This window comes from Streptomyces sp. NPDC001980 (assembly GCF_040296885.1).
GTDB lineage: Bacteria > Actinomycetota > Actinomycetes > Streptomycetales > Streptomycetaceae > Streptomyces.
In genome coordinates this window covers 414502-438722 of sequence record NZ_JBEOYD010000002.1, presented here as the reverse complement: position 1 = coordinate 438722, position 24221 = coordinate 414502, and the positions used below count along the sequence as shown (strand labels likewise).

At 72.4% G+C, this 24221-nt stretch carries 25 protein-coding genes; 12 read left to right on the top strand and 13 right to left on the bottom strand.

Features of this window, described 5'->3' with window-relative positions; translation table 11 throughout:
- The 3 genes from ABT137_RS04365 to ABT137_RS04355 form a co-directional block, all read right to left on the bottom strand.
- Positions 1-849, bottom strand: coding sequence for a COG4705 family protein (locus ABT137_RS04365; RefSeq protein WP_351702166.1), 849 nt, complete (start codon positions 847-849; stop codon positions 1-3).
- A 158-nt stretch (positions 850-1007) separates the two neighbouring features.
- The gene (locus ABT137_RS04360; RefSeq protein WP_351702393.1) at positions 1008-1217 is read right to left on the bottom strand and encodes a hypothetical protein; all 210 of its coding nucleotides are present in this window, start codon (positions 1215-1217) and stop codon (positions 1008-1010) included.
- A 97-nt stretch (positions 1218-1314) separates the two neighbouring features.
- Positions 1315-2592: a multidrug effflux MFS transporter gene (locus ABT137_RS04355; RefSeq protein ID WP_351702163.1), complete on the bottom strand. Its 1278-nt coding sequence runs from the start codon at positions 2590-2592 to the stop codon at positions 1315-1317.
- A gap of 62 nt (positions 2593-2654) precedes the next feature.
- Here ABT137_RS04355 and ABT137_RS04350 point away from each other — a divergent pair, with 62 nt between their 5' ends.
- Together ABT137_RS04350 and ABT137_RS04345 are read left to right on the top strand one after the other, a co-directional pair.
- A complete protein-coding gene (locus ABT137_RS04350; RefSeq protein WP_351702160.1) occupies positions 2655-3200 on the top strand; it encodes a MarR family winged helix-turn-helix transcriptional regulator in 546 nt (181 codons plus the stop codon).
- Between the two features lie 148 nt (positions 3201-3348).
- Positions 3349-3981 carry a TetR/AcrR family transcriptional regulator gene (locus ABT137_RS04345; RefSeq protein WP_351702157.1) on the top strand — a complete coding sequence of 211 codons (633 nt, stop codon included), beginning with the start codon at positions 3349-3351 and terminating at the stop codon, positions 3979-3981.
- A gap of 66 nt (positions 3982-4047) precedes the next feature.
- On the opposite strand, the gene ABT137_RS04340 is transcribed toward ABT137_RS04345, so the two are convergent.
- The 5 genes from ABT137_RS04340 to ABT137_RS04320 all read right to left on the bottom strand — a co-directional run bounded on the left by ABT137_RS04340 (position 4048) and on the right by ABT137_RS04320 (position 8360).
- Positions 4048-5055, bottom strand: a complete 1008-nt coding sequence (locus ABT137_RS04340) for a zinc-dependent alcohol dehydrogenase family protein (RefSeq protein ID WP_351702154.1) — start codon at positions 5053-5055, stop codon at positions 4048-4050.
- Positions 5056-5174: 119 nt separating this feature from the next.
- A complete protein-coding gene (locus ABT137_RS04335; RefSeq protein ID WP_351702384.1) occupies positions 5175-5537 on the bottom strand; it encodes an ArsR/SmtB family transcription factor in 363 nt (120 codons plus the stop codon).
- 90 nt (positions 5538-5627) lie between these two features.
- On the bottom strand, positions 5628-6050 hold the full coding sequence (locus ABT137_RS04330) for a tautomerase family protein (RefSeq protein ID WP_351702151.1): 423 nt from the start codon (positions 6048-6050) through the stop codon (positions 5628-5630).
- Between the two features lie 147 nt (positions 6051-6197).
- A complete protein-coding gene (lpdA, locus tag ABT137_RS04325) occupies positions 6198-7595 on the bottom strand; it encodes a dihydrolipoyl dehydrogenase (RefSeq protein ID WP_351702148.1) in 1398 nt (465 codons plus the stop codon).
- Between the two features lie 66 nt (positions 7596-7661).
- Positions 7662-8360 (bottom strand): SDR family oxidoreductase, encoded by a 699-nt coding sequence (locus ABT137_RS04320; RefSeq protein WP_351702145.1) that lies wholly within the window; start codon positions 8358-8360, stop codon positions 7662-7664.
- Positions 8361-8570: 210 nt separating this feature from the next.
- Here ABT137_RS04320 and ABT137_RS04315 point away from each other — a divergent pair, with 210 nt between their 5' ends.
- From ABT137_RS04315 to ABT137_RS04305, 3 genes are all read left to right on the top strand, one after another.
- Positions 8571-9071, top strand: coding sequence for a winged helix-turn-helix transcriptional regulator (locus ABT137_RS04315; RefSeq protein WP_351702142.1), 501 nt, complete (start codon positions 8571-8573; stop codon positions 9069-9071).
- Between the two features lie 91 nt (positions 9072-9162).
- Positions 9163-9669 carry an SRPBCC family protein gene (locus ABT137_RS04310; RefSeq protein ID WP_351702140.1) on the top strand — a complete coding sequence of 169 codons (507 nt, stop codon included), beginning with the start codon at positions 9163-9165 and terminating at the stop codon, positions 9667-9669.
- Complete coding sequence (locus tag ABT137_RS04305; protein WP_351702137.1) at positions 9669-10727, top strand: LLM class flavin-dependent oxidoreductase; 1059 nt, start codon at positions 9669-9671, stop codon at positions 10725-10727. Before ABT137_RS04310 ends, ABT137_RS04305 begins: the two co-directional genes overlap by 1 nt.
- Positions 10728-10739: 12 nt before the next feature.
- Here the strand turns inward: ABT137_RS04305 and ABT137_RS04300 are convergent, their stop codons facing one another.
- Both ABT137_RS04300 and ABT137_RS04295 read right to left on the bottom strand, forming a co-directional pair.
- The gene (locus tag ABT137_RS04300; protein ID WP_351702134.1) at positions 10740-11027 is read right to left on the bottom strand and encodes a hypothetical protein; all 288 of its coding nucleotides are present in this window, start codon (positions 11025-11027) and stop codon (positions 10740-10742) included.
- Positions 11028-11185: 158 nt separating this feature from the next.
- Positions 11186-13942, bottom strand: coding sequence for a helix-turn-helix transcriptional regulator (locus ABT137_RS04295; protein WP_351702131.1), 2757 nt, complete (start codon positions 13940-13942; stop codon positions 11186-11188).
- A gap of 326 nt (positions 13943-14268) precedes the next feature.
- On the opposite strand from ABT137_RS04295, the gene ABT137_RS04290 reads away from it, so the two are divergent.
- Positions 14269-15243: an alpha/beta hydrolase gene (locus tag ABT137_RS04290; protein ID WP_351702128.1), complete on the top strand. Its 975-nt coding sequence runs from the start codon at positions 14269-14271 to the stop codon at positions 15241-15243.
- A gap of 81 nt (positions 15244-15324) precedes the next feature.
- Here ABT137_RS04290 and ABT137_RS04285 read toward each other — a convergent pair whose 3' ends face one another.
- Positions 15325-15822, bottom strand: a complete 498-nt coding sequence (locus ABT137_RS04285; RefSeq protein WP_351702381.1) for a DUF3500 domain-containing protein — start codon at positions 15820-15822, stop codon at positions 15325-15327.
- 17 nt (positions 15823-15839) lie between these two features.
- Between ABT137_RS04285 and ABT137_RS04280 the strand changes: the two genes are divergently transcribed.
- The 3 genes from ABT137_RS04280 (at position 15840) to ABT137_RS04270 (ending at position 19779) form a co-directional block, all read left to right on the top strand.
- Complete coding sequence (locus ABT137_RS04280) at positions 15840-16355, top strand: DUF2306 domain-containing protein (RefSeq protein WP_351702378.1); 516 nt, start codon at positions 15840-15842, stop codon at positions 16353-16355.
- A 193-nt stretch (positions 16356-16548) separates the two neighbouring features.
- Positions 16549-17325, top strand: a complete 777-nt coding sequence (locus ABT137_RS04275; protein WP_351702125.1) for a polysaccharide deacetylase family protein — start codon at positions 16549-16551, stop codon at positions 17323-17325.
- A 144-nt stretch (positions 17326-17469) separates the two neighbouring features.
- Complete coding sequence (locus ABT137_RS04270; protein ID WP_351702122.1) at positions 17470-19779, top strand: FUSC family protein; 2310 nt, start codon at positions 17470-17472, stop codon at positions 19777-19779.
- 170 nt (positions 19780-19949) lie between these two features.
- Here ABT137_RS04270 and ABT137_RS04265 read toward each other — a convergent pair whose 3' ends face one another.
- Positions 19950-20738 (bottom strand): sugar isomerase domain-containing protein, encoded by a 789-nt coding sequence (locus tag ABT137_RS04265; RefSeq protein ID WP_351702119.1) that lies wholly within the window; start codon positions 20736-20738, stop codon positions 19950-19952.
- Positions 20739-20944: 206 nt separating this feature from the next.
- On the opposite strand from ABT137_RS04265, the gene ABT137_RS04260 reads away from it, so the two are divergent.
- Both ABT137_RS04260 and ABT137_RS04255 read left to right on the top strand, forming a co-directional pair.
- Complete coding sequence (locus tag ABT137_RS04260; RefSeq protein ID WP_351702116.1) at positions 20945-21829, top strand: MurR/RpiR family transcriptional regulator; 885 nt, start codon at positions 20945-20947, stop codon at positions 21827-21829.
- A gap of 106 nt (positions 21830-21935) precedes the next feature.
- Entirely contained in the window at positions 21936-22319 is a 384-nt protein-coding gene (locus tag ABT137_RS04255; RefSeq protein ID WP_351702113.1) for a hypothetical protein, read from the top strand.
- Positions 22320-22351: 32 nt separating this feature from the next.
- On the opposite strand, the gene ABT137_RS04250 is transcribed toward ABT137_RS04255, so the two are convergent.
- Positions 22352-23368, bottom strand: a complete 1017-nt coding sequence (locus ABT137_RS04250) for a BadF/BadG/BcrA/BcrD ATPase family protein (protein WP_351702110.1) — start codon at positions 23366-23368, stop codon at positions 22352-22354.
- Between the two features lie 177 nt (positions 23369-23545).
- On the opposite strand from ABT137_RS04250, the gene ABT137_RS04245 reads away from it, so the two are divergent.
- Positions 23546-24208 (top strand): aggregation-promoting factor C-terminal-like domain-containing protein, encoded by a 663-nt coding sequence (locus ABT137_RS04245; RefSeq protein ID WP_351702107.1) that lies wholly within the window; start codon positions 23546-23548, stop codon positions 24206-24208.
- Positions 24209-24221 lie beyond the last annotated feature (13 nt).

Genomic DNA, 24221 nt, shown 5'->3' with positions numbered 1-24221 from the left:
CTAGGACGAAGTCCTGCGTTCCCGGACCTGCGCGTAGGCCATGAGGCCGAGCAGGACGGCCAGCAGGACGGCCGAGGAGCCGACCGTACCGAGGTCGAGACCACCCTTGGCGGCCGGCTTGGTCAGGAAGTCGCCCGCGGTCGCGCCGAGCGGCCGGGTGAGGACGAACGCGATCCAGAACAGCAGGACGTTGGGCACCGCGGGCACCTTCATCAGTGCGGCCAGGACGGCGAGACCCCCGCTCACCAGCAGCGCACCGCCGGCGTAGCCGAGGCCGGAGCTGTCGGAGAGGAAGTCGCCGAGGGAGGTGCCGAGCGTGTTGGAGACGAGGATCGCCGACCAGAACAAGGCCTCGCCGCGGAGGGTGACGATGTCCCGGATCCGGAAGGTCATGCCGGTCGCCTTCCAGATCGCGAAGATGACCAGCAGGATCGAGATCAGGATCGCCGCGCCGACCGGGTATCCGAGTCCGAGGCCCTGAGGTCCCCAGCCGAGTGACGTGGCGCCGCCCGAGAGGTACTTGGCGCTGGCGTCGCGGTTCATGAAGTCGGACATGGTGGTGCCGGCCATGCTGGTGGACAGGATGACCGTCCAGTAGAAGAACGGGTGGTAGCGGCGGGACCCGAGCTGGGCGGCCAGCGTCAACACGAACAGCAGGAACAGCGCGATCGTGGTGAGGAAGTAACCGAGCTTCAGGGTCTGCGCGAAGAGGTCGCCGGCCGTCTCGCCGAGGGTGGTCGCGGCGATCTTCATGATCCAGAACGCCAGTGTCACCTCCGGGAGTTTCTTCGTCACCGACATGATCCTGCCCTGTGCATCGGGGCCGGTGAGGACATCGGACTGCTCCAAGGTGGGGGGCTCCTGTTCGGTCGCGCCACAGGACGCGCGCTCCGCGCGAGATACGAGGAGACGCGCGCCCTGTCGTGAGCGGCCGCGTGGGGCGGTCGCTTTGACCGACTTTGACAGCATCAGGCTGAATGGATCCTGAACACCTCACGCGTGTCCGGTCAGACCGTGCGCCGCATGGGCCGCCGCGACTGCGTCACGTCCTTCCGGGTGACCGACAGGAACACGACGAGCCCGAGGATGACGGCGCGGAAGAGGGCGCCGGTGACGACGGTGCCCAGGCCCAGGCCGAACAGGACCGCGGCGAGCCGGTGGCCGAGGTCGGCGTCGGCCACCGAGGCGGCGAGGGTCTGTGATGTCTCGCGTGCCATGGGGCCCGACCGTGTCACGGGACACCTGAACGCATCCTGGCTGCCAGGCCGTGCCGAGGGCCCGCGCAACCAGGTCAGCCCTGAAGGAACGCGCCCGCTACGCCGCCGGCACCGGTTCCCCGCACCCCTCCCAGGGCCGGGCCAGCGCCACCAGCGCCAGCCCCGCCGCCACCAGCGCGCCCAGCATGATGAGCGCCATCGGCCGGGAGCTGTCCTCCCCGAACACGCCCACCAGCGGGGCGGCCAGGGCACCGAAGAGGAACTGGCAGCCGCCCAGGAGCGCGGAGGCCGCGCCCGGGGCCGTACGGCCCACCGTCTGGCCGATGCTCATGCCGCTCGGGAAGACCAGGCCGATGCCGCCGGCCGTCACGAACAGGGAGATCCAGGTGCCCGCGAGGGTCTCGCCCACGGTCACCACCAGCAGGACCTGCGCCAGCGCGCCCAGCAGGGCGATGCCGACCCCGGCCGAGAGCAGGGTGTTGAGGCGGGTGCCGCGCCCGGCCATGCGGGCGAAGCAGGCCCCGGCGGCGAGCATGGCGACGGCGTTGGTGGCGAAGATGAGGGAGTACGTGGTCGAGGAGACGCCGTGCAGGTTCTCGAAGACGAAGCTGGAGCCGCTGACATACGCGAACAGCGCGGCCGAGACGAGGGCCACCACCAGGACGTATCCCATGAACGTGCGGCCCGCCAGCAGCGCGCCCATGGCCCGGAAGGTCCCGGCGAGTCCGCCGCCCTGGCGCCGCTCCGGCGGCAGCGACTCGGGCACCGCCCGCACCACGGCGAGCAGGAGCAGCACGCCGAGCACGGCCAGCACGGCAAAGACCGTCCGCCAGGTGGAGACGGCGAGAACGGCCCCGCCGAGCACCGGTGCGGCGACCGGTGCCACGCCGACCACCTGTGACAGGACCGCGAAGTAGCGCGGCAGTTCGGGTCCGTGGAAGCGGTCGGTGAGGACGGCCCTGGCGAGCACCATGCCGGCCGCGCCCGCCACGCCCTGCAGAAAGCGGGCGCCGGTGAGAGCGGCGACGTCCGGGGCGGCGGCGCAGGCGACGGAGCAGAGGACGAATCCGGCCGACCCCGCCATGAGCAGCGGGCGCCGACCGAGGCCGTCGCTGAGCGGGCCGATGACCAGCTGGCCGACGACGAGTCCGGCCAGGAACGCGGTCATGGTCAGCTGCACGGCCGAGCTGCTCGCCCCAAGCGCCTTCCCCAGTGCGGGGAAACCGGGGACGTACACGTCCGTCGCGAGCGGGGCGACGGCGGTCAGCGCGCCGAGCACGGCGATGAGAGCGGTGGCCGTGCGACCCGAAGGCGCAGGTCCGGGGGTGTCGGAGACGGCGTCGGCGCGGTTGCGCGAGGATGACGGAGCTGACATGGAAATAAAGGTAGCCGATAGTTCACTAGCTAACAAATACGAAGAGCGAGAAGACGAGCCGCATGCCCTCCCCTTTTCCTGATTCCCCCGATTCCCCTGTTTCCCCCAGCCCCGCCACCCCGTCCGCCGCGGACGTCGGCGCCCAGTGGGCCGCCCACCACCCCGGCCTGGACACCTCCCCCATGGAGCTGGTCGGGCTGCTCAAGCACGCCACGGGGCTGCTCAACCGCTCCGTGGAGCCCCTCTACGCCGGTGCCCTGCTCACCGCACCCGAGCTCGACATGCTGATCCCCCTGCGGCACGCGACCGAGCCGTTCATCGCCCGGAGCCTCGCCGAGCGGCTGGGGCTGTCCAGGGCGGGGGTCAGCAAGACCCTCGGCAGACTGGAGCAGCGCGGCTTCATCACCCGCACCCCCAACCCCGCCGACCGGCGCGCCGCCCTGGTCACCATCACGGAGGCCGGCGCGAAGGCGGTCGACGACCTCTTCCCCCGGCAGCTCTCCGTCGAGATCGGCCTGCTGGACGGCCTGGGCGAGGACCGCGAGTGGGTGACCGGGGCGCTGCGACGGCTGGTGGCGGCGATGGAGGCCCGCGCGGGCCACGGCTGACAACCGGCTGCGCCCGGTCGGCGTCACGGTCCCACCCTTGCGGCCCAGGCCCGGCAGGCGGTTCCTGCTGTAGGGGATGTTCCAATTAGAGTGGTCACCGCAGAGGCGGCCCGCCACCCGGCCGCCGTGATCCCCGAGAGGCGCAGAGATGACCGGGCCGCAGACGGCGCGCAGGAAGCGCGCGAACGGGGTGGAGTCGCGCCGGCGCATCCTGGACGCCACCGTCGAGATCGCCGGCGAGCGCGGCTACGACGGCACCTCCATCGCGGCCGTCAGTGCCAAGTGCGGGCTGCCCGCCAGCTCGATCTACTGGCACTTCAAGGACAAGGACGACCTGATCGCGGCCGTCATCGAGCGCAGCTTCGAGACCTGGCTCAAGGCCGTCGAACTGCCCGGCGACGACACCGGCACCCCTCTGGAGCGGGTCACGCTGATGGCCGCGAACGTGGCCAGGTCCCTCGTCGCCACCCCGGACTTCCTGCGCCTCGGCCTGATGCTCACACTGGAGCGACGACCCACCGAGCCTCGCGGCCGTATGGTCTTCCTCCAGGTCCGCGAGATCTCCCACCGGCGCATCGCCGAGATCATCGCCGCACTCTTCCCGGCCCTGACCGAGGACGAGGTGGACACCCTCACCACCTACGCGGTGGCGGGCGCCGACGGCCTGTTCGTGCACCGGGAGGTCAAGGGCGACTCCGTCGACCTGGTGGCCCTGTTCGAACTGCACGCCCGGCTCCTCCACGACGCGGCCGCGCGGATGGCAGCATGTGCGGGGCGCTGACGGTCGTCGTGCCGGCGCCCCGCACGTGGCTCCGCCGGCAGCGGCCGGCGGGAGGTACCGAGAGGCTCAGGAGGCCGCACCCTCGTGGCTGACGGTGACGACGATCTTGCCGACCTGCTCGTTCGCCGCCATGTAGCGGTGTGCCTCGGAGATGTCCGCGAGGTCGAAGGTGCGGTCGACGACGGGGTCGAAGGAGCCGGAGCTGAGCCCCGCGTTGACGAACGCGACCGCGCGGCGCAGGCGCTCGGGGTTGGTGGTGATCTCGAAGAGGGTGTACGTGCCGCTGGTCAGCGCCGGGAAGGACTGGGCGTTGGGCAGCGGGGTGAGGCGCGGGTCGAGGGCGCCGTAGACCACCAGGAAGCCGCCCGGGGCGATCCCCTGCGCGAGGGTCTCCACGCCGGGTCCCGCGACCGGGTCGAAGGCCAGGCGGACGCCCTCGCCGCCGGTGATCTCCTTGATCCGGGCGGGCAGGTCCTCCTCGTCGGTGACGATCACGTGCGCCGCGCCCGCCTCCAGCAGGCGCTGCCTCTTGCCGGGGCCGCGCGTGGTGGCGATCGGGACGGCGCCGACATGGCGGGCGATCTGGATGGCGGCCAGTCCGACGCTGCTGGAGGCCGCCGTGATCAGGACATGATCGCCGGGCCGCACCCGGCCGCTCTCGGCGAGGGGGCCGTAGGCGGTGATGTACGCCATCCACACGGCCGCCGCCCGGACCGGGTCGACGTCGGCGGGGCGGGGCACCACCGCCGAGGCCGGGACGATGACGTGGTCGCCGTACGTGCCGTAGTCGGTCTGCAGGAACTGCGGTACGACCGCCACCGGGTCGCCCTCGGAGAGGCCGGCCACGCCCTCGCCCACCGCCTCGACCACACCGGCGGCCTCGTAGCCGAGGAGAGACGGGAAGACCGGGTCGTAGAAGTAGGCGCCCTCGCGGAACATGATCTCGGCCCGGTTCAGGCCGATCGCGTCGACGCGGATCCGGACCTCCCCCGCGCCGGGCGCGCCGACCTCGACATCACGGAGGGTGAGGACCTCGGGTCCGCCAATCCGGTCGAACTGAACGAGTCTCGCCATGGTGCGTCCGTCCTAGGGGCAGGGATCAGGGAGGGGACGCGCCGGATCGACCCGGCGCCTGCACTCACCTTGCCCCAAGGTTCGATGGCCGTCAAATTTTGAGCGCCATCGAAATAAGGTCACCGGCCGTCTCGGGCCGGCTCCGTGTCCGCCTCCGCGGCAGCGGCGGCCAGCACCGCGGAGAACAGCCCCGGGAACCGCAGCTCCATCTCGTCGGTGCGCAGCGTGTTCATCTTCGTCGTCCCGACGTAGTACTGCCGGATCACGCCGGCCTCGCGCAGCACGGAGAAGTGATGCGTCAGCGTCGAGAGCGAGACGGGCGCGACGAACGTCCCGCAGCTCAGGTCCTCCCCGGCGCGGGCCAGCTGCGCCACGACCATGCGCCGCACCGGGTCCACCAGCGCCTCCAGCACCTGCTGGAGCGAGACCTCGGACAGCTCGGGGTGCTCCACGGTGCGGGCGGTGGTGCGGGGGCGGGCCACGGTGACTCCTCGGGGCGGCTGCTGGGCGGTCACGTCATAGTACGACCGCCCTCGCGACCGCCTCCGACCCCGCGATCGTCCGGCAGGGTCTCAGGCCTTGCCCAGCAACTCGCGTACGTGCTGGACGATCTCCTCGTTGGTGTAGGCGTGCCCCCCGATGCCCCAGCCGCCGGGCACCGCCTCGGTCAGGGCGACCCAGGTGCGCTCGGCGAGGGAGGGATCGCCCGCGGCGGCGGCCACCAGTTCCGAGAGCTCCTTGACCAGACCGAGCTGCTGCTCCCGGTCGAGAGCACCGGCGTTGGTGGTGACGGCGACGCGCACGTGGTCGTTGCCGCCGCCCGCGGTGGAGAAGCCGTCGGCGTCCAGTTCGTGGACGAAGGCAGCGGTGTTGTCCGTGAAGAACGGGATGACCGGAACCTTCTCCCAGCGCATGATCGCCTGCGCGAGGTCCTGGGCGAGGGCCTTGCGGTCCTTGATGATCCCCTTGGCGGCGTACACGTCGATCATGGGCATGCGATGGATCCTCGCTCTGTCTCGCGCCGAACTCTTCACGTCGGACTCTGCACGCCGATCGTGTCCGGCACGGGACCGTGGGAGATCCCGTGCCGTGCGTAGTCCGTGCGCGCGGGATGCGTAGGAGCGGGGTGCCGGTACGGCCCGTCAGAGGTTGATCATGTGTCCGGCGAGCCCGTGCAGGGCGTCCTGGACCGCCTCGCTCAGCGTCGGATGGGCGTGCACGTTCCGGGCGAGTTCATGCACGGTGAGGTCCCACTTCTGGGCGAGCGTCAGCTCGGGCAGGAGCTCCGTCACGTCCGGTCCGATCAGGTGGCCGCCGATCAGTTCGCCGTACCGGGCGTCGCTGACGAGTTTCACGAACCCGACCGTGTCACCGAGGCCGTGCGCCTTCGCGTTGGCCGTGAAGGGGAACTTCGCCACCCGCACGTCGAAGCCCTGGGCGCGGGCCTCGGCCTCGGTCCAGCCGAAGCTGGCGATCTGGGGCTGGCAGAACGTCGCGCGCGGGATCATGCGGTAGTCCAGCTCCATGGTCTCCGCACCGGCGATGCTCTCCGCGGCGACGATGCCCATCGCCTCCGCGGTGTGCGCGAGCATCAGCTTCGCCGTGACGTCGCCGATGGCGTAGATGTGCGGCTGGCTGGTCCGGCAGTACCCGTCGATGTCGATGGCACCGCGCTCGGTGAGCCGTACCCCGGTGCTGCTCAGCCCGTAGCCGGCCGTCCGCGGCTGGAAGCCGGTGGCCTGCAGGACCTTCTCCGCCTCCAGGACCTGCTCCGAGTCGCCGGAGCGGACGGTCACGCGGACGTTGTCCGCGGTCTCCTCGATGGACTGCACGGCGGTGGAGGTCAGGACCCGGATGCCCTGCCGCTTGAAGCGCCTGGTCAGCTCGGCCGAGACCTCCTCGTCCTCCAGCGGGGCGATCCGGTCCAGGAACTCCACCAGCGTCACCTCGACACCGTAGGAGCGCAGCAGATAGGCGAACTCGACGCCGATGGCCCCGGCACCCGCGATGACGATGCTCGACGGGAGGGTGTCGGAGAGGATCTGCTCCTCGTAGGTGACGACGCGGCGGCCCAGCGTCGTACCGGGCAGCAGCTTCACGGTCGAGCCGGTCGCGATGATGCAGGAGCGGAAGGACAGCCTGGTCTCGCCGTCCTGCATGCGTACCTGCAGGGTGTGCGGGTCGAGGAAGGTGCCCTGTCCCTCGAACTGCTCGATCTTGTTCTTGCGCATGAGGTAGCCGACGCCCTTGACGCGCCCGTCGGCCACCACCCGGCTGCGCTCGTAGGCGGCACGGTAGTCCAGGTCCACCTCCCCGCTGATCTTCACCCCGAACTTCTCCGCGTCGTGCAGGATCAGCTGGGCGACCTCGGCGTTGCGCAGCAGCGCCTTCGCCGGGATGCAGCCGATGTTCAGACAGACACCACCCCAGAAGCGGCCCTCCACGATGGCCGTGCGCAGGCCCAGCTGGGCGGCGCGGATCGCGGCCACGTAGCCGCCCGGCCCGGCTCCCAGGACGACGACGTCGAAGTCGGTCTGCATGGCTCCACCTCACCGTTGTGTCGAGTCGATCTGCTGACTCCACGGTCGCACGATCAGGTCGCGCGATCAGCCGGTCGGGTAGAGAAGATCCAGCGGGCCGGACAGCGCGGCCCGGACTCGGCGTGCCGTCTCGTCGACGAGGACCTCGGGCTCGTCGCGGGCGATCGCGTCCATGGTCTGCGCGGCCACCTCCGCCGCATCCGTCTTCGGCTCGTCGACCCTCGCGGTGGCGTCGGTGTCCACCCAGCCGACGTGCACGCCGACGACCAGCGTCCCCTGCTCCCGCAGGGCGACCCGCAGCGCGTTGGTCACCGACCACTGCGCCGCCTTCGACGCGGCATAGCTGGGGAACCTCCAGGTCGAGCGCCACGACGCCACGGACAGCATGTTCACGAGGGCGCCGCCGCCGTTGGCCGCGAGCACCGGCGCGAAGGCCCGCGAGACGGCCCAGGTGCCCAGGTAGTTCACCTCCAGCTCCTGCCGCGCGCCGTCCAGGGAGCCCTCCAGCAGGGGCGGCCCGGCCTGGATGCCCGCGTTGTTGATCACGATGGTCGCGTCGGACGCCGTCCGGGCGGCGGCCTCGATCTGCTCGGGGTCGGTGACGTCGAGGCGGAGCGGCTCCAGCCCCGGCTCGGTGAAGTTCTCCGGCCGTCGTACGCCCGCGTACACCTTCGCGGCGCCCCGGGCGAGCAGGGCGCGGCAGAACGCCAGCCCGATCCCGCGGTTCGCGCCGGTCACCAGCGCGACCGATCCCTCGATCTTCATGGTCGGACACCTCGATCCACGGTTCACGGCCACCCGGCGGACGGCCCGGCCCCCCGCTTCATGCTGCGGCCTGCGCGGGCCGCTCACATCCCGTGGGGTCCGTGGTGCGGGCGGGCCGACGACTACGAGCCGGGACCGCGTCCGGTCGCTCGTCCCCGGGACATACAGCGGTCAGCTGGGTTTCTTCATGAGACTCGCTATCGTGGAGCCATGAAACGGACGTCGTTCGCCAAGTGGCCGTGCTCCATCGCACGGACCGTCGATCTGCTGGGTGACCACTGGACGCCGCTGGTGGTGCGGGAGGCGTTCTACGGGATCCGCCGCTTCGACGAGTTCCAGCAGGAACTGGGCATCGCCCGCAACACGTTGACCGACCGGCTGCGCCACCTGGTGGACGAGCGGATCCTGGAGAAACGGCTGTACGAGGCCGAGCCGCCGCGCTACGACTACGTCCTCACGGAGAAGGGGCGGGACCTGTTCGCGGTGCTGGCCGCGATGTCCGCGTGGGGCGACCGGTGGCTGGCCGGGGAGCGGGGCGTACCCGTGGTCTTCCACCACGAGGCCTGCGACCACGACACCACGCCCGAGGTCGTCTGCGCCCAGTGCCGTACGCCGCTCAGGTCCGAGGAGACGTCGATGCGGATGGGGCCCGGATACCCCGAGCGGCTCAGGCAGCGGCCGGACATCCGCCGGCGGTTCGGCACCGACTGAGCACGGCACACCCCCTTGGCCTCTTGACAGGGTAAGTCTTATCTAGCAACCCTGGAGGTCAGACACCTGTACGGCAAGGAGGCCGACGGTCTTGGAGTGGACGGGCGCACGCTACGCGGACAAACCCACGGTCGAGGTGCGGACCTGGATCGACGCCCCACCGGCCACGGTGTGGGCCCTGGTCAGCGACATCGGGCTGATGCCGGACATGAGCGAGGAGCTCCGGTCCGTCGCCTGGCTGGACGGGGCCGCCGGTCCGGCGGTGGGGGCCAGGTTCGTCGGCCGCAGTGAACACGAGGCGCTCGGGAAGTGGGAGACCACCTCCCAGGTGATCGAGTGCGAGCCGGAGTCGGTGTTCGCCTGGGCGGTGCAGGATCCGTCCGACCCCTCCGCGGTCTGGCGGTTCCGGCTCCGCCCGAAGGACGGCGGGACCGAACTGTCGCAGTGGATGCAGCTGGGTCCGGGGCGGTCCGGGCTGTCCCTCGCCATCGACCGGATGCCCGACAAGGAGCAGAAGATCGTGTTCGTACGGATGCGGGAGTTCGAGCGTGGCATCACCACCACCCTCGCCCAGATCAAGAAGCGGGCGGAGGCGTGATGCGGACGGCCACCACGATCGAGGCCTCGGGCGGCGAACACTGGTCCCGGACGAGCGACTTCGTCGTCGAGGCCGAGAAGCTGGGTCTGGACGTCTGCTGGGTCGCCGAGGCCTGGGGCTCCGACGCGCCCTCCGCGCTCGGCTACTACGCGGCCCTCACCGACCGGATGCTGCTCGGCTCCGGCATCATGCAGCTCGGCACCCGGACCCCGACGGCCGTGGCCCAGACGGCCATCACCCTCTCCAACCTGTCCGGCGGGCGTTTCCTGCTCGGTCTCGGCGCCTCCGGCCCGCAGGTGATCGAGGGACTGCACGGCATCCCCTTCGCCCGGCCACTGCGCCGCATGCGCGAGACGGTGGAGATCGTACGGCAGGTGGTCGCCGGCGCCCGGATCTCCTACTCCGGCGCCGAGTTCACGGTGCCGCTACCCGGCGGCGAGGCCGTCCCGATGCGGCTGTCGATGCGCGCCGAGCACGACATCCCCGTCTACCTCGCCGCCCTCTCCCCCGCCATGCTGCGGCTGACCGGCGAGGCCGCCGACGGCTGGCTGGGCACCAGCTTCGTGCCCGAGGGTGCCGCCGACGCCTACTTCGCCCACCTCGACGAGGGCCTGGCCCGCAGCGGTCGTACGCGTGCGGACCTGGACGTCTGCCAGGGCGCCGAGGTCGCCTTCGCGGCCGACGAGGAGGCGCTCGGCGCGATGGTCGCCGGACGCAAGAAGGAACTCGCCTTCAGCCTCGGCGGGATGGGGTCGGCGTCCACCAACTTCTACAACAACGCCTACAGCCGTCAGGGCTGGTCCGAGGTCGCGGCCGAGGTGCGCGAGCGCTGGCAGGCCGGCGACCGGGACGGCGCGGCCGGTCTGGTGACCGACGAGATGGTGCTCGGTACGACGCTGATCGGCACCGAGACCATGGTGCGCGAGCGCCTCGCGGTCTGGCGCGACGCCGGCGTCGACACCGTCCGCCTCTACCCGGCCGGCGAGACCCTGGAGGACCGGCTCACCACGCTGGGGCGGGCGATCGAGCTGGTCCACGAGGCCGGCGGGACCGCCTGAGCCCCGGCCCGGTCAGTTGAGGGCATCGGTCCGGGCCGGCTCCTGTCGCTGCCGGCGCTGCTCGTTCCACAGGTCGGCCAGCTCGCCGAGGGCGCTGGTGATGCGGGCCAGTTCCCAGAACAGGTAGATGCCGGCCGCGGCGAACGGGATCCACTGACCCCAGTGGAAGAGCAGCACCGGCATGTACAGCAGGCCCACCAGGACAAGGAACTTGACGAGGACCTCGGCCGCGTACTCCTGTCCGCGCGCGACGACGGCGTGCTCGCCGCGGCCGTTGATCCACTGCAGGCGCGATTTCATGACTGCTCCCTCGGGCTCCGGGTGCACATGCTGCTCCAACAGGCCGCCGCCGACTGACAGTTGACAGTTTCGGGGGGCGTGCGGCCCGGAGCCGGGTTCACCCCAGGCCTTCGGCATATCTCCATCCGATCATCGCGAACGGTGGTTCGTGTTCCGGTCTACGCCGAGGTGAGGCGGTCCCGGTGGGCGGTCAGGTCCCGGCGGGAGTGGACGTCGAGTTTCCGGAACACCTTGCGCAGGTGGTAGTCGACCGTGTGCACGCTGAGGAAGAGCTGGGCGGCGATCTCCCCGTTGGTGGCGCCGCCCGCCGCGAGCCGGGCGACCCGGGCCTCCTGCGGGGTGAGTTCGCCGCCGCTGCTCGGGGTATGCGCACCGGCCGGGAGGGTGTCGCCGGCGGCGGAGAGCTCCTGTGCCGTCCTGGCGGCGAAGCCCTGGGCGCCCATGGCGTCGAAGAGTCCGTGCGCGGTGCGCAGTTGATGCCGGGCGTCCTTCGTGCGGCGCTCCCGCCGCAGCCATTCGCCGTAGAGCTGGTGGCTGCGGGCCCGGCGCAGCGGGCCGCGGGCGTCCTCGTGGTGCCGGATTGCCTGGACGTAGAGTTTCTCGGCCGACGACGGGTCGGCGGTGGTCAGGGCGCGGGCACGGGCGAGGTCGCCGAGCAGGCCCGGTACGGGGGTGCGGTCCGCGAGCCGGGTCAGGAGCTCCACCAGGCCCAGCGCCTCGGCCTCGCGGCCGCTGCGCGTCGCGGCCTCGACCATGTCGACGAGGGCGAACTTCGCCTGGCAGGTGTCCCCGATCTGGCCGGCCAGGCTCAGGTACGCCTCCTCGTACCGGCTCCGGCTCAGTTCGACCACGCACCGGGCGTAGTCGAGGAAGACCAGCTGGTACCCCTGGCCGGTGCGGGCGGCGTGCTCGCGCACCGCGTCGACCAGCGTGTCGGCCTGCTCGAACCGGCCGCGCCAGGCGGCGATCAGCAGGGCGCCGAGATACAGCTGGGAGCCGCGGGCCTCCTCCAGCGCCGCCCGCTGGTCGAAGAGGCGCTCGGACTCGTCGAGACGGCCGGCGATCAGCTCCGAGAGGGCGGTGTGACTGAGGGCGAGGGCCATCGGGATGGCGGCGCCCTGCCGGCCGGCCTCGGCGTGCAGCCGCCAGGCGAGTTCGTGCAGGGTGATGTCGTCGCCGAGGAGGGTGGCGTGCGAGCAGGCCGCGGCCAGCAGCTGGAACAGCTCGGGCGCGGTCGACTCCTCCTGCCGTACCGCCGCCACGGCCTCCCGGAGCCGCGGGCCCGCTCCGGCGAGTCCTTCCAGGTGTACGGCGGTGTCGGCCTCCAGCACCACGTCGCCCGTGGTGGCCGGCATCCCGGCGGGCAGCGGCAGCGAGCGGACCGTCTCGGCGACGCTGCGGCGCGTCGCCCCCTGCGGTGCCAGTGAGCCGCTGATCTGCGCCTGGACGAGCGCCTCCACGAGGATGTCGCGGGCGAGCCGGATGTCGACCGGGCCCAGTTCCCGGGCCGCGGTCAGCAGGGCGTACGTCGCTGCCGCCGGTGCGCCCGTGAGCCGGTGGATCCGTGCCTGGACGCGCTGGACCAGGCCGTTGTAGCGCCGGTCGTCGCGGTAGGCGGCCGCTTCGTCGAGCAGCGCCTGGGCCCGGCCCGGGGAGCCGGCCACGGCACTCGCCTCGGCCGCCGCCAGCAGGCGCCGGGCGCGGGCGGGCGGGTCCGGGGTCAGGGCCGCGGACCGGGCCAGCAGCGACGAACTGCCGGTCCAGTCACCGCGGTCGCGGGTGCGTACGGCGGCGCGGTCGAGTTCCGCCGCGACGACGTCGTCGGGATCGGTGGCGGCCGCCGCGAGGTGCCAGGCGCGCAGGTCGACCTCGCCGAGATCCGCCGCGACCTCGGCGAGGACGGCGTGCACCCGGGCGCGCTGGGCGAGGGGGGCACCGTAGTAGACGGCCGAACGGATCAGCGGGTGACGGAATCTGACGGTCTCGCGGAGGGAGAGGAGGTTGCGCTCCTCGGCCGCCGCGGCGGCGCGGGCGTCGAAGCCGAGCTCCGGGCCGGCCCGCCACAGCACGTTCGGGTCGCTGGTGGGGTCGGCGGCCGAGGTGAGGAGGAGGGTGCGGGTCTGCGGGGGCAGCGCCCGCGCCTCGCGCAGGTAGACCCGCTCCAGGGCGCGGCCGAGCGGGATCGGCTCGGGCAGCGGCGTCTCGCCGCTGAGCTGGTCGGCGCTCAGTTCCCGGGCCGCCTCGACGAGGGCGAGGGGGTTGCCGCCGGTCGAGGCGATGACCCGGTCCCGGACGCCGGGATCGAGGGGGCCGGGGACCACAGATTCCAGCAGCCGTCCGGCCGCGGCCGTGTCGAGACCGGTCACGGCCAGTTCGGGGAGTCCGGCCAGGTGGTCGACCCGGTCCGGGTGGTTGCGGGCGGCGAAGACCATGGTGATCGCGTCGGCGTGCAGCCGCCGGGCCACGAAGGCGAGCACCGCGGCCGACTCCTCGTCCAGCCAGTGGGCGTCGTCCACCAGGCACAGCAGGGGCCGGTCGTCGGCGCGGGCGTCGAGCAGCCCCAGCGACGCGAGGGCGACCAGGAACCGGTCGGGCGGGCTGGTCCGCTCCTCGAGCCCGAAGACCTGACCGAGAGCGGCACGTTGCGGGTCGGGCAGCTTGGGCAGCTGGGGCAGATGCGGCCTGAGCAGCTGGTGCAGGGCGGCGAAGCCCAGTTCGGCCTCGGACTCCACGGCGTCGAAGCGCACGATCTCGAAGTCGGCGGCCGCGCCTGCCTGAAGGTGGTCGAGCAGGGTGCTCTTGCCGCTTCCCGGCCCGCCCCTCAGGACCAGGACGCCGCTCATCCCGCGCCGGGCTTCGTCGAGCGCTGCCGTCAGCCGGCCGCGTTCCTCGTCCCGCCCGAACAGCTCGTCCAATGGTCAACCCCAGGATGCTCGAAAGGGGCGGCTTCCGCTGCTCTCTGCCACGCATGGGTCCAGTCACCGGATCCGTGCGGCCCATACTGGCCAGCGCCTGGGCCCTTTGTCCAGTTGCCCCCACGGCCCGTAGCACCGGGACTACCGTACGGCGTCGGCCACGTGATGCCGCCTCCGCGGTGCGGTGTCAGGCTGGAAGACGATGTCGCCCGCCCGGCCTCGCCGCCGACGCACCCGCGGTGCCCCCTCGTCAGGTGGTGCCCTGCGGAGACGAGCGGACGGCCGAACCCCACCGCCGCGGCATCGGCACTTTCCGGAGGTTCGTCATGAAGGATCTGCCCCCGCCGCCCACCCCCTACCTGGAGCCCGCGGCCCGCGAACTCGCCGACGCCACCGCACCCCACCCGCGGATCTACGAGGTACCGCCCCCGCAGGGGCGTGACATCCTCGCCGGTCTGCAGACGGGCAAGGGCGTGGCCAAGCCGCCCGCCGACGAGAGCTGGATCGACGTCGACGCCGGCGAGTGGGGCACCGTACGGGCCCACGTCATCAAGCCCGAGGGCATCAACGGGCCGCTCCCGGTGATCTTCTACATCCATGGCGCCGGATGGGTCTTCGGTGACGAGAACACCCACGACCGTCTCGTCCGGGAACTGGCCGCCGGGGCGCAGGCAGCCGTCGTGTTCCCCGTGTACGACCGGGCGCCCGAGGCCAGGTACCCGACCCAGATCGAGCAGAACTACGCCGTCGCCCGGTGGGTCGTGGCGCACGGCACCGAGTACGGCCTCGACCCGTCCCGGATGGTCGTCTGCGGCGACTCGGTGGGCGGCAACATGTCGGCGGTCCTCGCCCAGATGGCCAAGGACCGCGGCGACATCGATCTCGCCGCGCAGATCCTGCTCTACCCGGTCACCAACGCCGACTTCGACACGCCGTCCTACCAGCAGTTCGCCGACGGCTACTACCTCACCCGGGACGGCATGATCTGGTTCTGGGACCAGTACACGACCGACGAAGCCCAGCGCCACGAGCGCTACGCGGCCCCGCTGCAGGCCTCCGTCGAGGACCTCAGGGGGCTGCCGCCGGCCCTGGTGATCACCGACGAGGCCGACGTGCTGCGCGACGAGGGCGAGGCCTACGCGTCCCATCTGCGGGAGGCCGACGTCCCGGTCACCGCCGTGCGGGTCCAGGGCATGGTGCACGACTTCATGATGCTGGACAGCCTGCGCGACACGAGCGCCACGAACGTCGCACGGCACCTTGCCGTCGACTCCATCAGGGAGGCTCTGCACACCGGTTGAGGCTCCGCCGCCGCCGAAGCCACCGGGCCGGGCCTGCTCCTGGTCGCGGCGGAACCGGAACAGGCCCTTCGATCGCGTGGCTCAGTGGTGGTGCGGTGACGTCAGGTAGTGCTGGCGGAGCAGTTCCCTGCCGTAGTCGTTGCCGTTGGGGGTGCGGATGACGGAGTGGATGTGCAGCTGGGTGGGGCCGTCACCGCGCGTCTTGCCGTAGGCGCCGCCGAGCGGCCCCGCCGCCTGGCAGTCGACCTCGATCCAGACGACCGGACTGTGGACACGCATGTAGAAGGGGTCGTCGTCACCGGTGCCGCCCATCCAGGCCGCGTAGGTGTCCGCGAGGTGGCTGCGGATCTCGGCCATGCGCACCTTGGCCACGTCGGCCTTGCCCCGGTTCACGAACGCCTCGGCGACCGCAGGCGGCTTGCGTTGCTGGGCCGGGGTGAGTTCGGTGGCCCGGATGCCGGCGTAGGCGACGACCGCGTTGTCGGCGAAGGCACCGGCCTTCATGTCCTCGTTCGACTTCGTGGCCTTGATGATCGCGGTCGCCTGCTGGGCCTCGGTGAGTGCCTGGATGAACGCCAGGCTCGCCTCGACCCGGAATTCGTCGAGGCGGCCGTCCGCGCCGGACGGCCGCGGGAGTCCAGTTCGCGAACAGACTGCTGGCCGGCCGTCCCGCCCTGCACCGCACGCTCGGCTACGTGTACATGGGCAGCGTGGTGGTCGCCGCGCTCGCGGCCTACGTGGCCGCCACGTTCTCCGTCTCCGGCATTTCCGTGCAGGTCGCGTTCTACCTGCTGTCCACCGCCTGGCTGTACACCCTCCTCCAGGGGTTCCGCGCCGTCCGGCAGGGCCGGATCCAGCTCCACCGGATCTGGCTGATCCGCAACTACGCGCTGAGCTTCGCCGCGGTCGCGCTCCGCGCCTTCGTCGGTCTCGGCGTGGTCCTCCAGGGCCCGTTCCCCTCGCTGACCTTCAAGGACGTCTACACCACGAGTGTCTGGGCGTCGATCCTCGTGTGTGCGGTCGTCGCCGAGTACTTCATCATCCACAGGACACTCGCACCGCTGGTGCGCAAGCGGTCGAACAAGCCGCGCATCCCCATGTACGACTCCTGATCACCTGGTCTTGGCACATGGGGGCGCGACCGCCAACACCGATTGCCGTTCCCGGCGTTAAAGGTCTCGCAGAGAGCCTGTCGCAGAACTCTCGCGGAATTGTCCGTGATCGGTAACGGAGGGATCCGGTGCCCGCCGCCTGCCGTCCTGACGGGTGCACGAGATCGACTCAACGACAAGGATCGGGGCGGACATGGCGCGGCACGGCGGACGGGGATGGTACGGCCAGGTGGTCGCGGCGGCGCTCGGGGTCACGGCCGTGACCGTGGCCGCCTCGCTGTGGACCGCCCAGGCTGGTCCCGTCAACGGGCCTGCGGAAGCCGGGACTTCGGTGCACCACCCCGCGCCGAAGGCGGCGCCGGCCCCGGTGTCGGTGGAGATCGCGCACGCCTCGGACCGGGGCTCCCGGGGTGTGAACATCACCATCGACGACGGGCCGGACCCGGTCTGGACCCCCAAGGTGCTGCAGGTGCTCGAGGAGTACGGCGTCAAGGCCACGTTCTGCATGATCGGACCGCAGGCGCGGGCGCACCCCGACCTGGTCAGGGCGGTGGTGGCGGCCGGGCACCGGCTCTGCGACCACACGGTCTCCCACGACGTCACCATGGACACGAAGTCCGAGGCCTACCAGTCCCAGCAGATCCTCGACGCCGAGCGCATGATCACCGAGGCGTCCGGGGGTGTACGGCCGCTCTACTACCGCGCCCCGGGCGGCGCCTTCACCCCGTACAGCCGCAAGGTCGCCGCCTCCCACGGTATGCGTCCGCTGGGCTGGAACGTCGACTCGAAGGACTTCGAACGCCCCGGCGCGGCCGCCATCGTCGCCACCGTGAAGGAGGAGCTGCCGAACGGGCCGACCATCCTCTTCCACGACGCCGGCGGCGACCGCTCGGAGACGGTCGCCGCCCTGCGTGAGGTGCTGCCGTGGCTGAAGGAACAGGGGTACTCGTTCGGCTTCCCGGTGCGCTGAGCGCGGGACCTCCCCATCGGCCCGGGTAAATGTTGCGGACGGCCCGGCGGTGACCGCATATGGGTGGTGTGGGCGGTGCGGCGTCGGGGCCGGCCGCTCCGAGGCCGGCGGGAGGTGGACATGTCGGGGCGGGCACCACGGTGGGTGACGTGGTTGCGCGGCAAGGACCCGGATCTCGCGGCGACCCGGCGGGCCGGGCGTACGGCGCTGGTGATGCCCGCCCTGTTCGCCCTGTGCAGCGAGGTGCTGCACTCTCCGGCGATGGCGAGCTACGCCGCGTTCGGCACGTTCTCGATGCTGTTGCTGGTGGACTACTCCGGGCCGATGGTGGAGCGGCTGCGCGCGCAGGCGGCGCTCGCGGTGGCGTGGCTGGTGCTGATCTGCCTCGGCACACTGGCCGCGCCATGGCTCTGGCTGGCCGTGGCGGCCACGGTCGTCGTCGGGTTCGTGGTCCTCTTCGCCGGCGTGGTCAGCTCGGTGCTGGCCGGCAGCTCGACGGCGCTGCTGCTGGGCTTCGTGCTGCCGGTCAGCGCCCCGGTGCCGCTGTCGCAGCTGCCCGCGCGCCTCGCCGGCGCGGGCCTGGCGGGGGCGGTGGCACTGCCGGCCGTCGCCCTGCTGTGGCCGCGTCCCGTCGCCGACCTGCTCAGCGCCCCGGCGGCGGCCGTCTGCCGGGCCGCCGCCGGGTATCTGCGGATCCGCGCGGCCCTGCCGGGGCCGGACGGGCCGGGGTCCGACGCCGAGCGGTGCCGGGCGGGGGCGGAGCACACCGCCCGGACCGGCGCGGAGCTGCGCGGCATCTTCGACGCCACCACCTGTCGACCGACCGGCCTGTCCGCGACCTCGCGTGCCCTGGTCCGGCTGGTGGACCAGCTCACCTGGCTGTGCGCCGTCCTCGTCGACCGGTCCGACTACACCGACGAACCCCCGGCCTGCGATCCGGCCGCGCACACCGTGCGCGGCGCCGCGGCACACGTCCTGGAGGCGGCCTGCGATCTGCTCACGGACCTGACCGGGGACACCGGTCCGCTGCGGACCCGCGAGAACTACCTGCGGGCGGCCCTGGCCGGGATGGAGCACAGCTCCACCGTCCAGGTGCCCGCCGAGCACCCGGGCGGCACCAGCACGGCGGAGGTCTACGGGTTCATCGCCACGCTCGACGTGTCCTTCCGTGCCCAGGAGCTCGGCTTCGCCGTGCTGCAGATCGCCGACAACGTCGACATGGCGGCCACCGCCTGGCAGCGCAGCTGGCCCGAGCGGCTCCTCGGCCGTGACCCGGGCGCCCTGACCGCGCCCCTCGCGGCCGCCCGGGAACGCGCCGTCGCCCATCTCAGGCCCGACTCGGTGTGGCTGCACAACAGCCTGCGCGGCGCCGTCGGCCTCGGCATCGCGGTGTTCCTGGCCGGGGTGACCGGTGTGGGGCACTCCTTCTGGGTGCTGCTGGGCACCCTGTCCGTGCTGCGCTCCAACGCGCTCAGCACCGGGCAGAACGCCGTCCGCGCCGTCCTCGGCACGGTCGCCGGTTCCGTGGTCGGCGCCGCGCTGCTGCATCTGATCGGCCACCACGGCACAGCGCTGTGGTTCGTCCTCCCCGTGGCCATTCTGTGCGCCGGGATCGCGCCCGCCGCCATCTCCTTCGCCGCCGGACAGGCCGCGTTCACCGTCACCCTGGTGGTGCTGTTCAACATCGGCCAGGACCCGAACTGGCACATCGCCCTGCTGCGCATCCAGGACATCGTGCTCGGGTGCCTGGTCAGCGTGGTCGTGGCCGTGTTCTTCTGGCCGCGCGGCGCCCGGGGCGCCGTCCACAAGGCACTCGCCGAGGCGTACGACGACAGCGCCCGCTATCTCGCGGACGCCGTAGACTACGCCCTCGGCCACCGCACCCCCGCCGACCCCGATCCGCAGGGCCGGGTGGCCACGGCCGCCGCCCGCCGCCTCGACGACGCGTTCCGCAACTACCTCGCCGAACGCGGTGCCAAGCCGCTGTCGCTGTCCTGCGCGACCACTCTCGTCACCGGGGTCGTCGGGCTCCGGCTCGCCGCCGACGCCGTCGTCTCCCTGTGGCAGGGCGAGGACCTGGCGCGTGTCCAGGCCGTCCGGGCCGACGCCCACCGTGCCGTCCTCGGTTCGGCGGCCCGGGTCACCGCCTGGTACCACGCCTTCGCAGCGAGCCTCGGGGGCCGTTCGTCCGTCCCCGACGCCGTCCCGCTCCGGCCCGAGGGCGCGGCGCGGCTCGTGGAGTCCGTCCGCACCGAACTCAGCGACGGTCAGGGCCGGGCCACCCCCGTCGCGGTCCGGATCATCTGGACCGACGACCATGTCGACGCCGCCCGCCGCCTCCAGCCGGCCCTGTCCGAGGCCGCCAGGGCACAGGCGAGGACACAACACCGCCGGGCACGGAAGGCGTCCGCCGGCCTGACCACGGCACCGGGCCCGGGCACCCCGCGATCCTGAGGCGCGGCAGCCGGCCGAGCGGTACCGGGGTGGCGATGTCCCAGGTCCGCGCGGCGTCCTCGTCACGCCGGCGATTCCCGGTCTCCCGGACCCGCTGCACCCGGCGTCCCACACCCTGGAACCCGCGCTCCCCCGGAACGGGCTTCGCCCGCCCATGGGTTGACTGTCTGTCAGCTCGCGGTGCGCCGGATCCGTCCGGCGTACCGCTTCTCCAGTTCCAGGTTGCCCTCGAAGCCGCCGGGCACGTTGGCCGAGACGTAGACCGGCGGGCGGTCGCCGGAGGCGAGGAGGAGGCCGGCCGCCTCGGCCACCGCCATCTGCACCAGCATCACCCCGGTCAGCGTGGACAGCGCCGAGACCGCGCCGCCGCCCGGGAGTTCGAGAAGGGCGTCACCGCGCGGGGCCGCGTTGTCGAGGACCACGTCGGCCAGGTCGGCGAGCTTCCTGCCGCTGGGATGGGCGGCCGGGACCGCCCTGGTGTGCGCGAGGGAGGTGAGGGCGAGGAGACGGTGTCCGCGTTCCCTGGCGTGCAGGGCCATCTCCACGATCACGTTGTTCACCCCGGAGTTGGAGACGACGACGAAGAGGTCCTGGGGATGCGGGGCGGCGAGGTCGTAGAGGCGGGCGGCCACGCCGGGCTCGCGTTCCAGGAGCGGGTCGTCGAGGACGCTCGGGGGCTCGCCGCCGTAGAGGACGAGGTCGGCGATGCTGATCCGGTTGGTGGGGACCAACCCGCCCGCACGGCCGGCGACTTCGAGGACCAGGGCCTGGGAGTGGCCGGTGCCGAAGGCCTGGACGACCCCGTCGGCGCGGACGCAGTCGGCGATCAGTCCGGCGGCCCGGGTGACGTCGGCGTGGGCGGACTCGGTGAGCCGGTGGAGGGCGGCGAGGCCCTCGCGGGCGAAGCGTTCGGCGTTCACCGGTTCGGTCCCGGACCCGTTGGCGGACTCGACGGACACGCGCACACTCCCCACTGCCGGCACGACCGAGGTGTGTCACGGGGGCCGAACGACCTGCACCCGGAGTCGGCGGTGGATTGAACCACCCCGGATTCACCCCCATCGACGAATCAATAAATCACGCACTCGGTGTGCAGTGCAACGGTGTGCCGTTCTGGTGCCGGTATTCAACTGACGGCTCGTAAGGTGCCAGGTACCGTCTCTCCATGCCCTCGACCGACGTCACCACACTGATCCGGACCGAGCTGCCGCGCCTGGCCGGCTCCCTTCGGAAGGTCGGCGAGCTGATCCTGGAGGATCCGGCCGCCGTCACGCGCTGTTCGGCCGCGGAGCTGGGCCGCCGCACCGGCACCTCCCAGGCGACCGTCACCCGTTTCTGCCGGGCCGTCGGACTCGACTCCTACCAGCACCTGCTGATCGCGCTCGCCCAGGAGCGGGGCCGCGGGGAGGTCTCCGACTGGGGCACGGCCGAGATCGGTCCGGACATCTCCCCGGACGACAGCCTGGAGCGCGTGGTGAAGGTGGTCGGCACCGCGGACCTGCGGGCCGTCCAGCAGACCCTGGACCGGATCGACCTGGACGCGGTCGAGCGGGCCGCGCAGGCCATGGCCCGGGCCCGCAGGATCGACGTCTACGGCGTCGGCGGCAGCGGTGCGGTGGCACAGGAGACCGAGACCCGGCTGTTCCGGATCGGCTGTTCGGTACGCGGCTGGACCGAGGTGCACGCCGCGGTCACCTCCGCCGCCCTGCTCACCCCCGCCGACGTCGCGCTCGGCATCTCCCACTCCGGGTCGACCCGCGAGACGACCGAACCGTTCGAGACGGCCGGGGAGCGCGGCGCGACGACGATCGCGCTCACCGCCGACCCGCGTTCCGCGCTCGCCCGCGCCGCCGACATCCGGCTCATCTCGTCCACCTCGGAGACCAGCTTCCCCACCGGCATCATCGGCGCCCGCCACTCGGTCCTGCTCCTCATCGACTGCCTGTACGTGCGGGTCGCCCAGCTCTCCTACCAACGGGCCAGCGCCGCGCTGGCGTTGACCGACCACATCGCCGGGCAGCACGCGGTGAAGGCCCGGCGATCACACTGAGCCGACCCCGCCCTGAATGAATGAACCATTGACAGACCAGGTGGTTGGTTGATTGAGCCATCCCGCGATGCCAGGATGGGGCTCCACCAGCACTCGTAGGAGCCCCATGCGTGTGACCTCTGTCGAGTCGACCGAGTTCTTCACCGGCACCCCTGAGAGACCGCTGCAGGTGGTCGTCGTCAGGGCCGAGCACATCCCGGGCCGGCCGGTGCTGCTCGCCGTCGAGGGGCCGGGGGTCCGCAGCGTCGGCGAGCACCGCGCCACCGTCGGCGAGGACGGAACCGTGCACGCGGAGGTCCCCGTGTCCGCCGAGCGGCTCGCGCCCGGCGACCGGCGCCGGATCGCGGTGACGGTGGAGGACGCGGGCCTGGGCCGACTCCTGATCCACTGCGCCGAGTTCGTGGCGGCCGACCCGGCCGGACCGTGCACAAGGCCGGCCGTTTCCCCCGCGAGCCCGTCGTCAGGCCGTGGCGGGCACCGGGTCCGGTGAGGCGTCCGGTGGGTGCGGAAGGTCAGGCGTGGTCACGGATCCTCCCTGGGTCGGTGGCCGGCAGTGAGAAGCCGGGCCAGAGCCACGGCCCCCGCACGGCCGTCCGCCACCGGGACGACCGTGAGGCCGACGAGCCGTTCCGTGAGCGGGGTGAGCAGCGGACCGTCCGGGGCGCCCAGACCGCCCGTGACGACCAGGGCCTCCCCCGGGCGCGGCCGCAACGCGGCCACGGTCCGGGCGAGATGGACGACCGCCTCCTGGATGATCGCCCGGGCGACCACGTCCTGGTCCGCCGCCGCGTCCGGCACCAGTGGCGCGAGGTCGGCCAGCCGCACGGGCGGCCGCTCCAGCACGGCGGGCAGCAGCTGCGCCCGGTAGGCGGCCCGCCGGTCGGGCGCCCAGAACCCGCCGCCGGCCGGCGGCAGCGCGCCCGCCGCGATCCCCAGAGCCCGGCCGACGGAGCCGGTCAGTACCGTCGGTCCGCCTCGCCCGTCCGCGGCCCGCAACGCCGCCCGGGCCGCCTCACGGCCGATCCAGAACCCGCCGCCGTCGTCCCCGAGCAGCCAGCCGTCCCCGCCGGACGTGGCGACCAGCACACGCCCCTCGATCCGGGCGGCGACCGCTCCGGTGCCGGCCACTAGGGCGAGTCCGTCGGCCGGATGCCCGGGCGCCCCGGCGAAGGCCGCCTCGATGTCGCTGTGGACCTCGACGGCTGCGGTGGTGATCCCCAGACGTGCCAGGGCGGCGGTGAGGCCGGCCCGCGCCCGTACCCGGCCCCGCTCCTCCGCCGGCGCCCGGGCGGCCCCCGCGAAACCGCCGGCCACCGCGAGGACCCGCCCCCGTATCGCCTCGGGCACGGCCGACGCGACCGCCTCGGCCAGATGTGCGGCGAGTTCCGGCCCCGGGACGGTCAGCGCGTTGCCCGGCCCGGCCTCGCCCTCCCCGAACACCCGCCCGTCTCGCGCGTCCGCGAGGACCGCACGGGTCCGGGTGCCGCCGGCGTCGATCCCGACGACCCACCCCGCGCGCTGGTTCACCTCACTGTTCATCGAGGCCCATGGTGGCCCCTGGGCCCCGCTCCGGCGAAGGTGTGAGTATCCGCACTCCCTCCGGCATTGCGCCGGCCGGGCCGGCACGCAAGAGTGTTCCAACTGTCGTACCCGTCAAGCGAAACACTTCCGTCGACCGCCGCAGACGGTGGCCCGGGCGAAGAGGAAGAGAAGCGCGTGAGCCGCATATCGGTCCGGGGGATCGCAGTGGCGTCGGCCACCGCGGTCACCGCTGTCGGAAGTGTCGTCGGTGTCGCCTCGGGCAGCAGCGCGCAGAACAACGACGCGGAGGCGACGGCGGCCGACGCCACCCTCCTCGCGGACCTGCCCACGGGCCAGCAGGCCCACGTGCAGACCACCTCGCTGACCCAGCAGGCCGACGCCATGGCGGTGCAGGCGGACGTGAGCGCCCGGAAGGACGCCGAGCAGGCCGCCCGGGCCGCGGCGGCCAAAGCCGCTGAGGCCAAGAAGGCCGCGGCCGAAGAACGGGAGCAGGCCAAGGCGGCGGCCGGCGACCCCGCCGCCAGCTTCCCGGTGCAGAGCTCGTACACCGTGGCGCAGATCAAGGCGATGGCCATGGAGATCGTGGGCAGTGGCCAGTTCCAGTGCTTCAGCAACATCGTGGATCACGAGTCCACCTGGAACTACCTCGCGGTCAACCCCTCCTCCGGCGCCTACGGCCTCGTCCAGGCCCTGCCGGGCAACAAGATGGCCTCCGTCGCCTCCGACTGGCAGACCAACCCGGCCACCCAGATCAAGTGGGGCCTCAACTACATGAACACCACCTATGGCAGCCCCTGCCAGGCCTGGGCGTTCTGGCAGGTCCACCACGCCTACTGAGCGCCCCGACGCG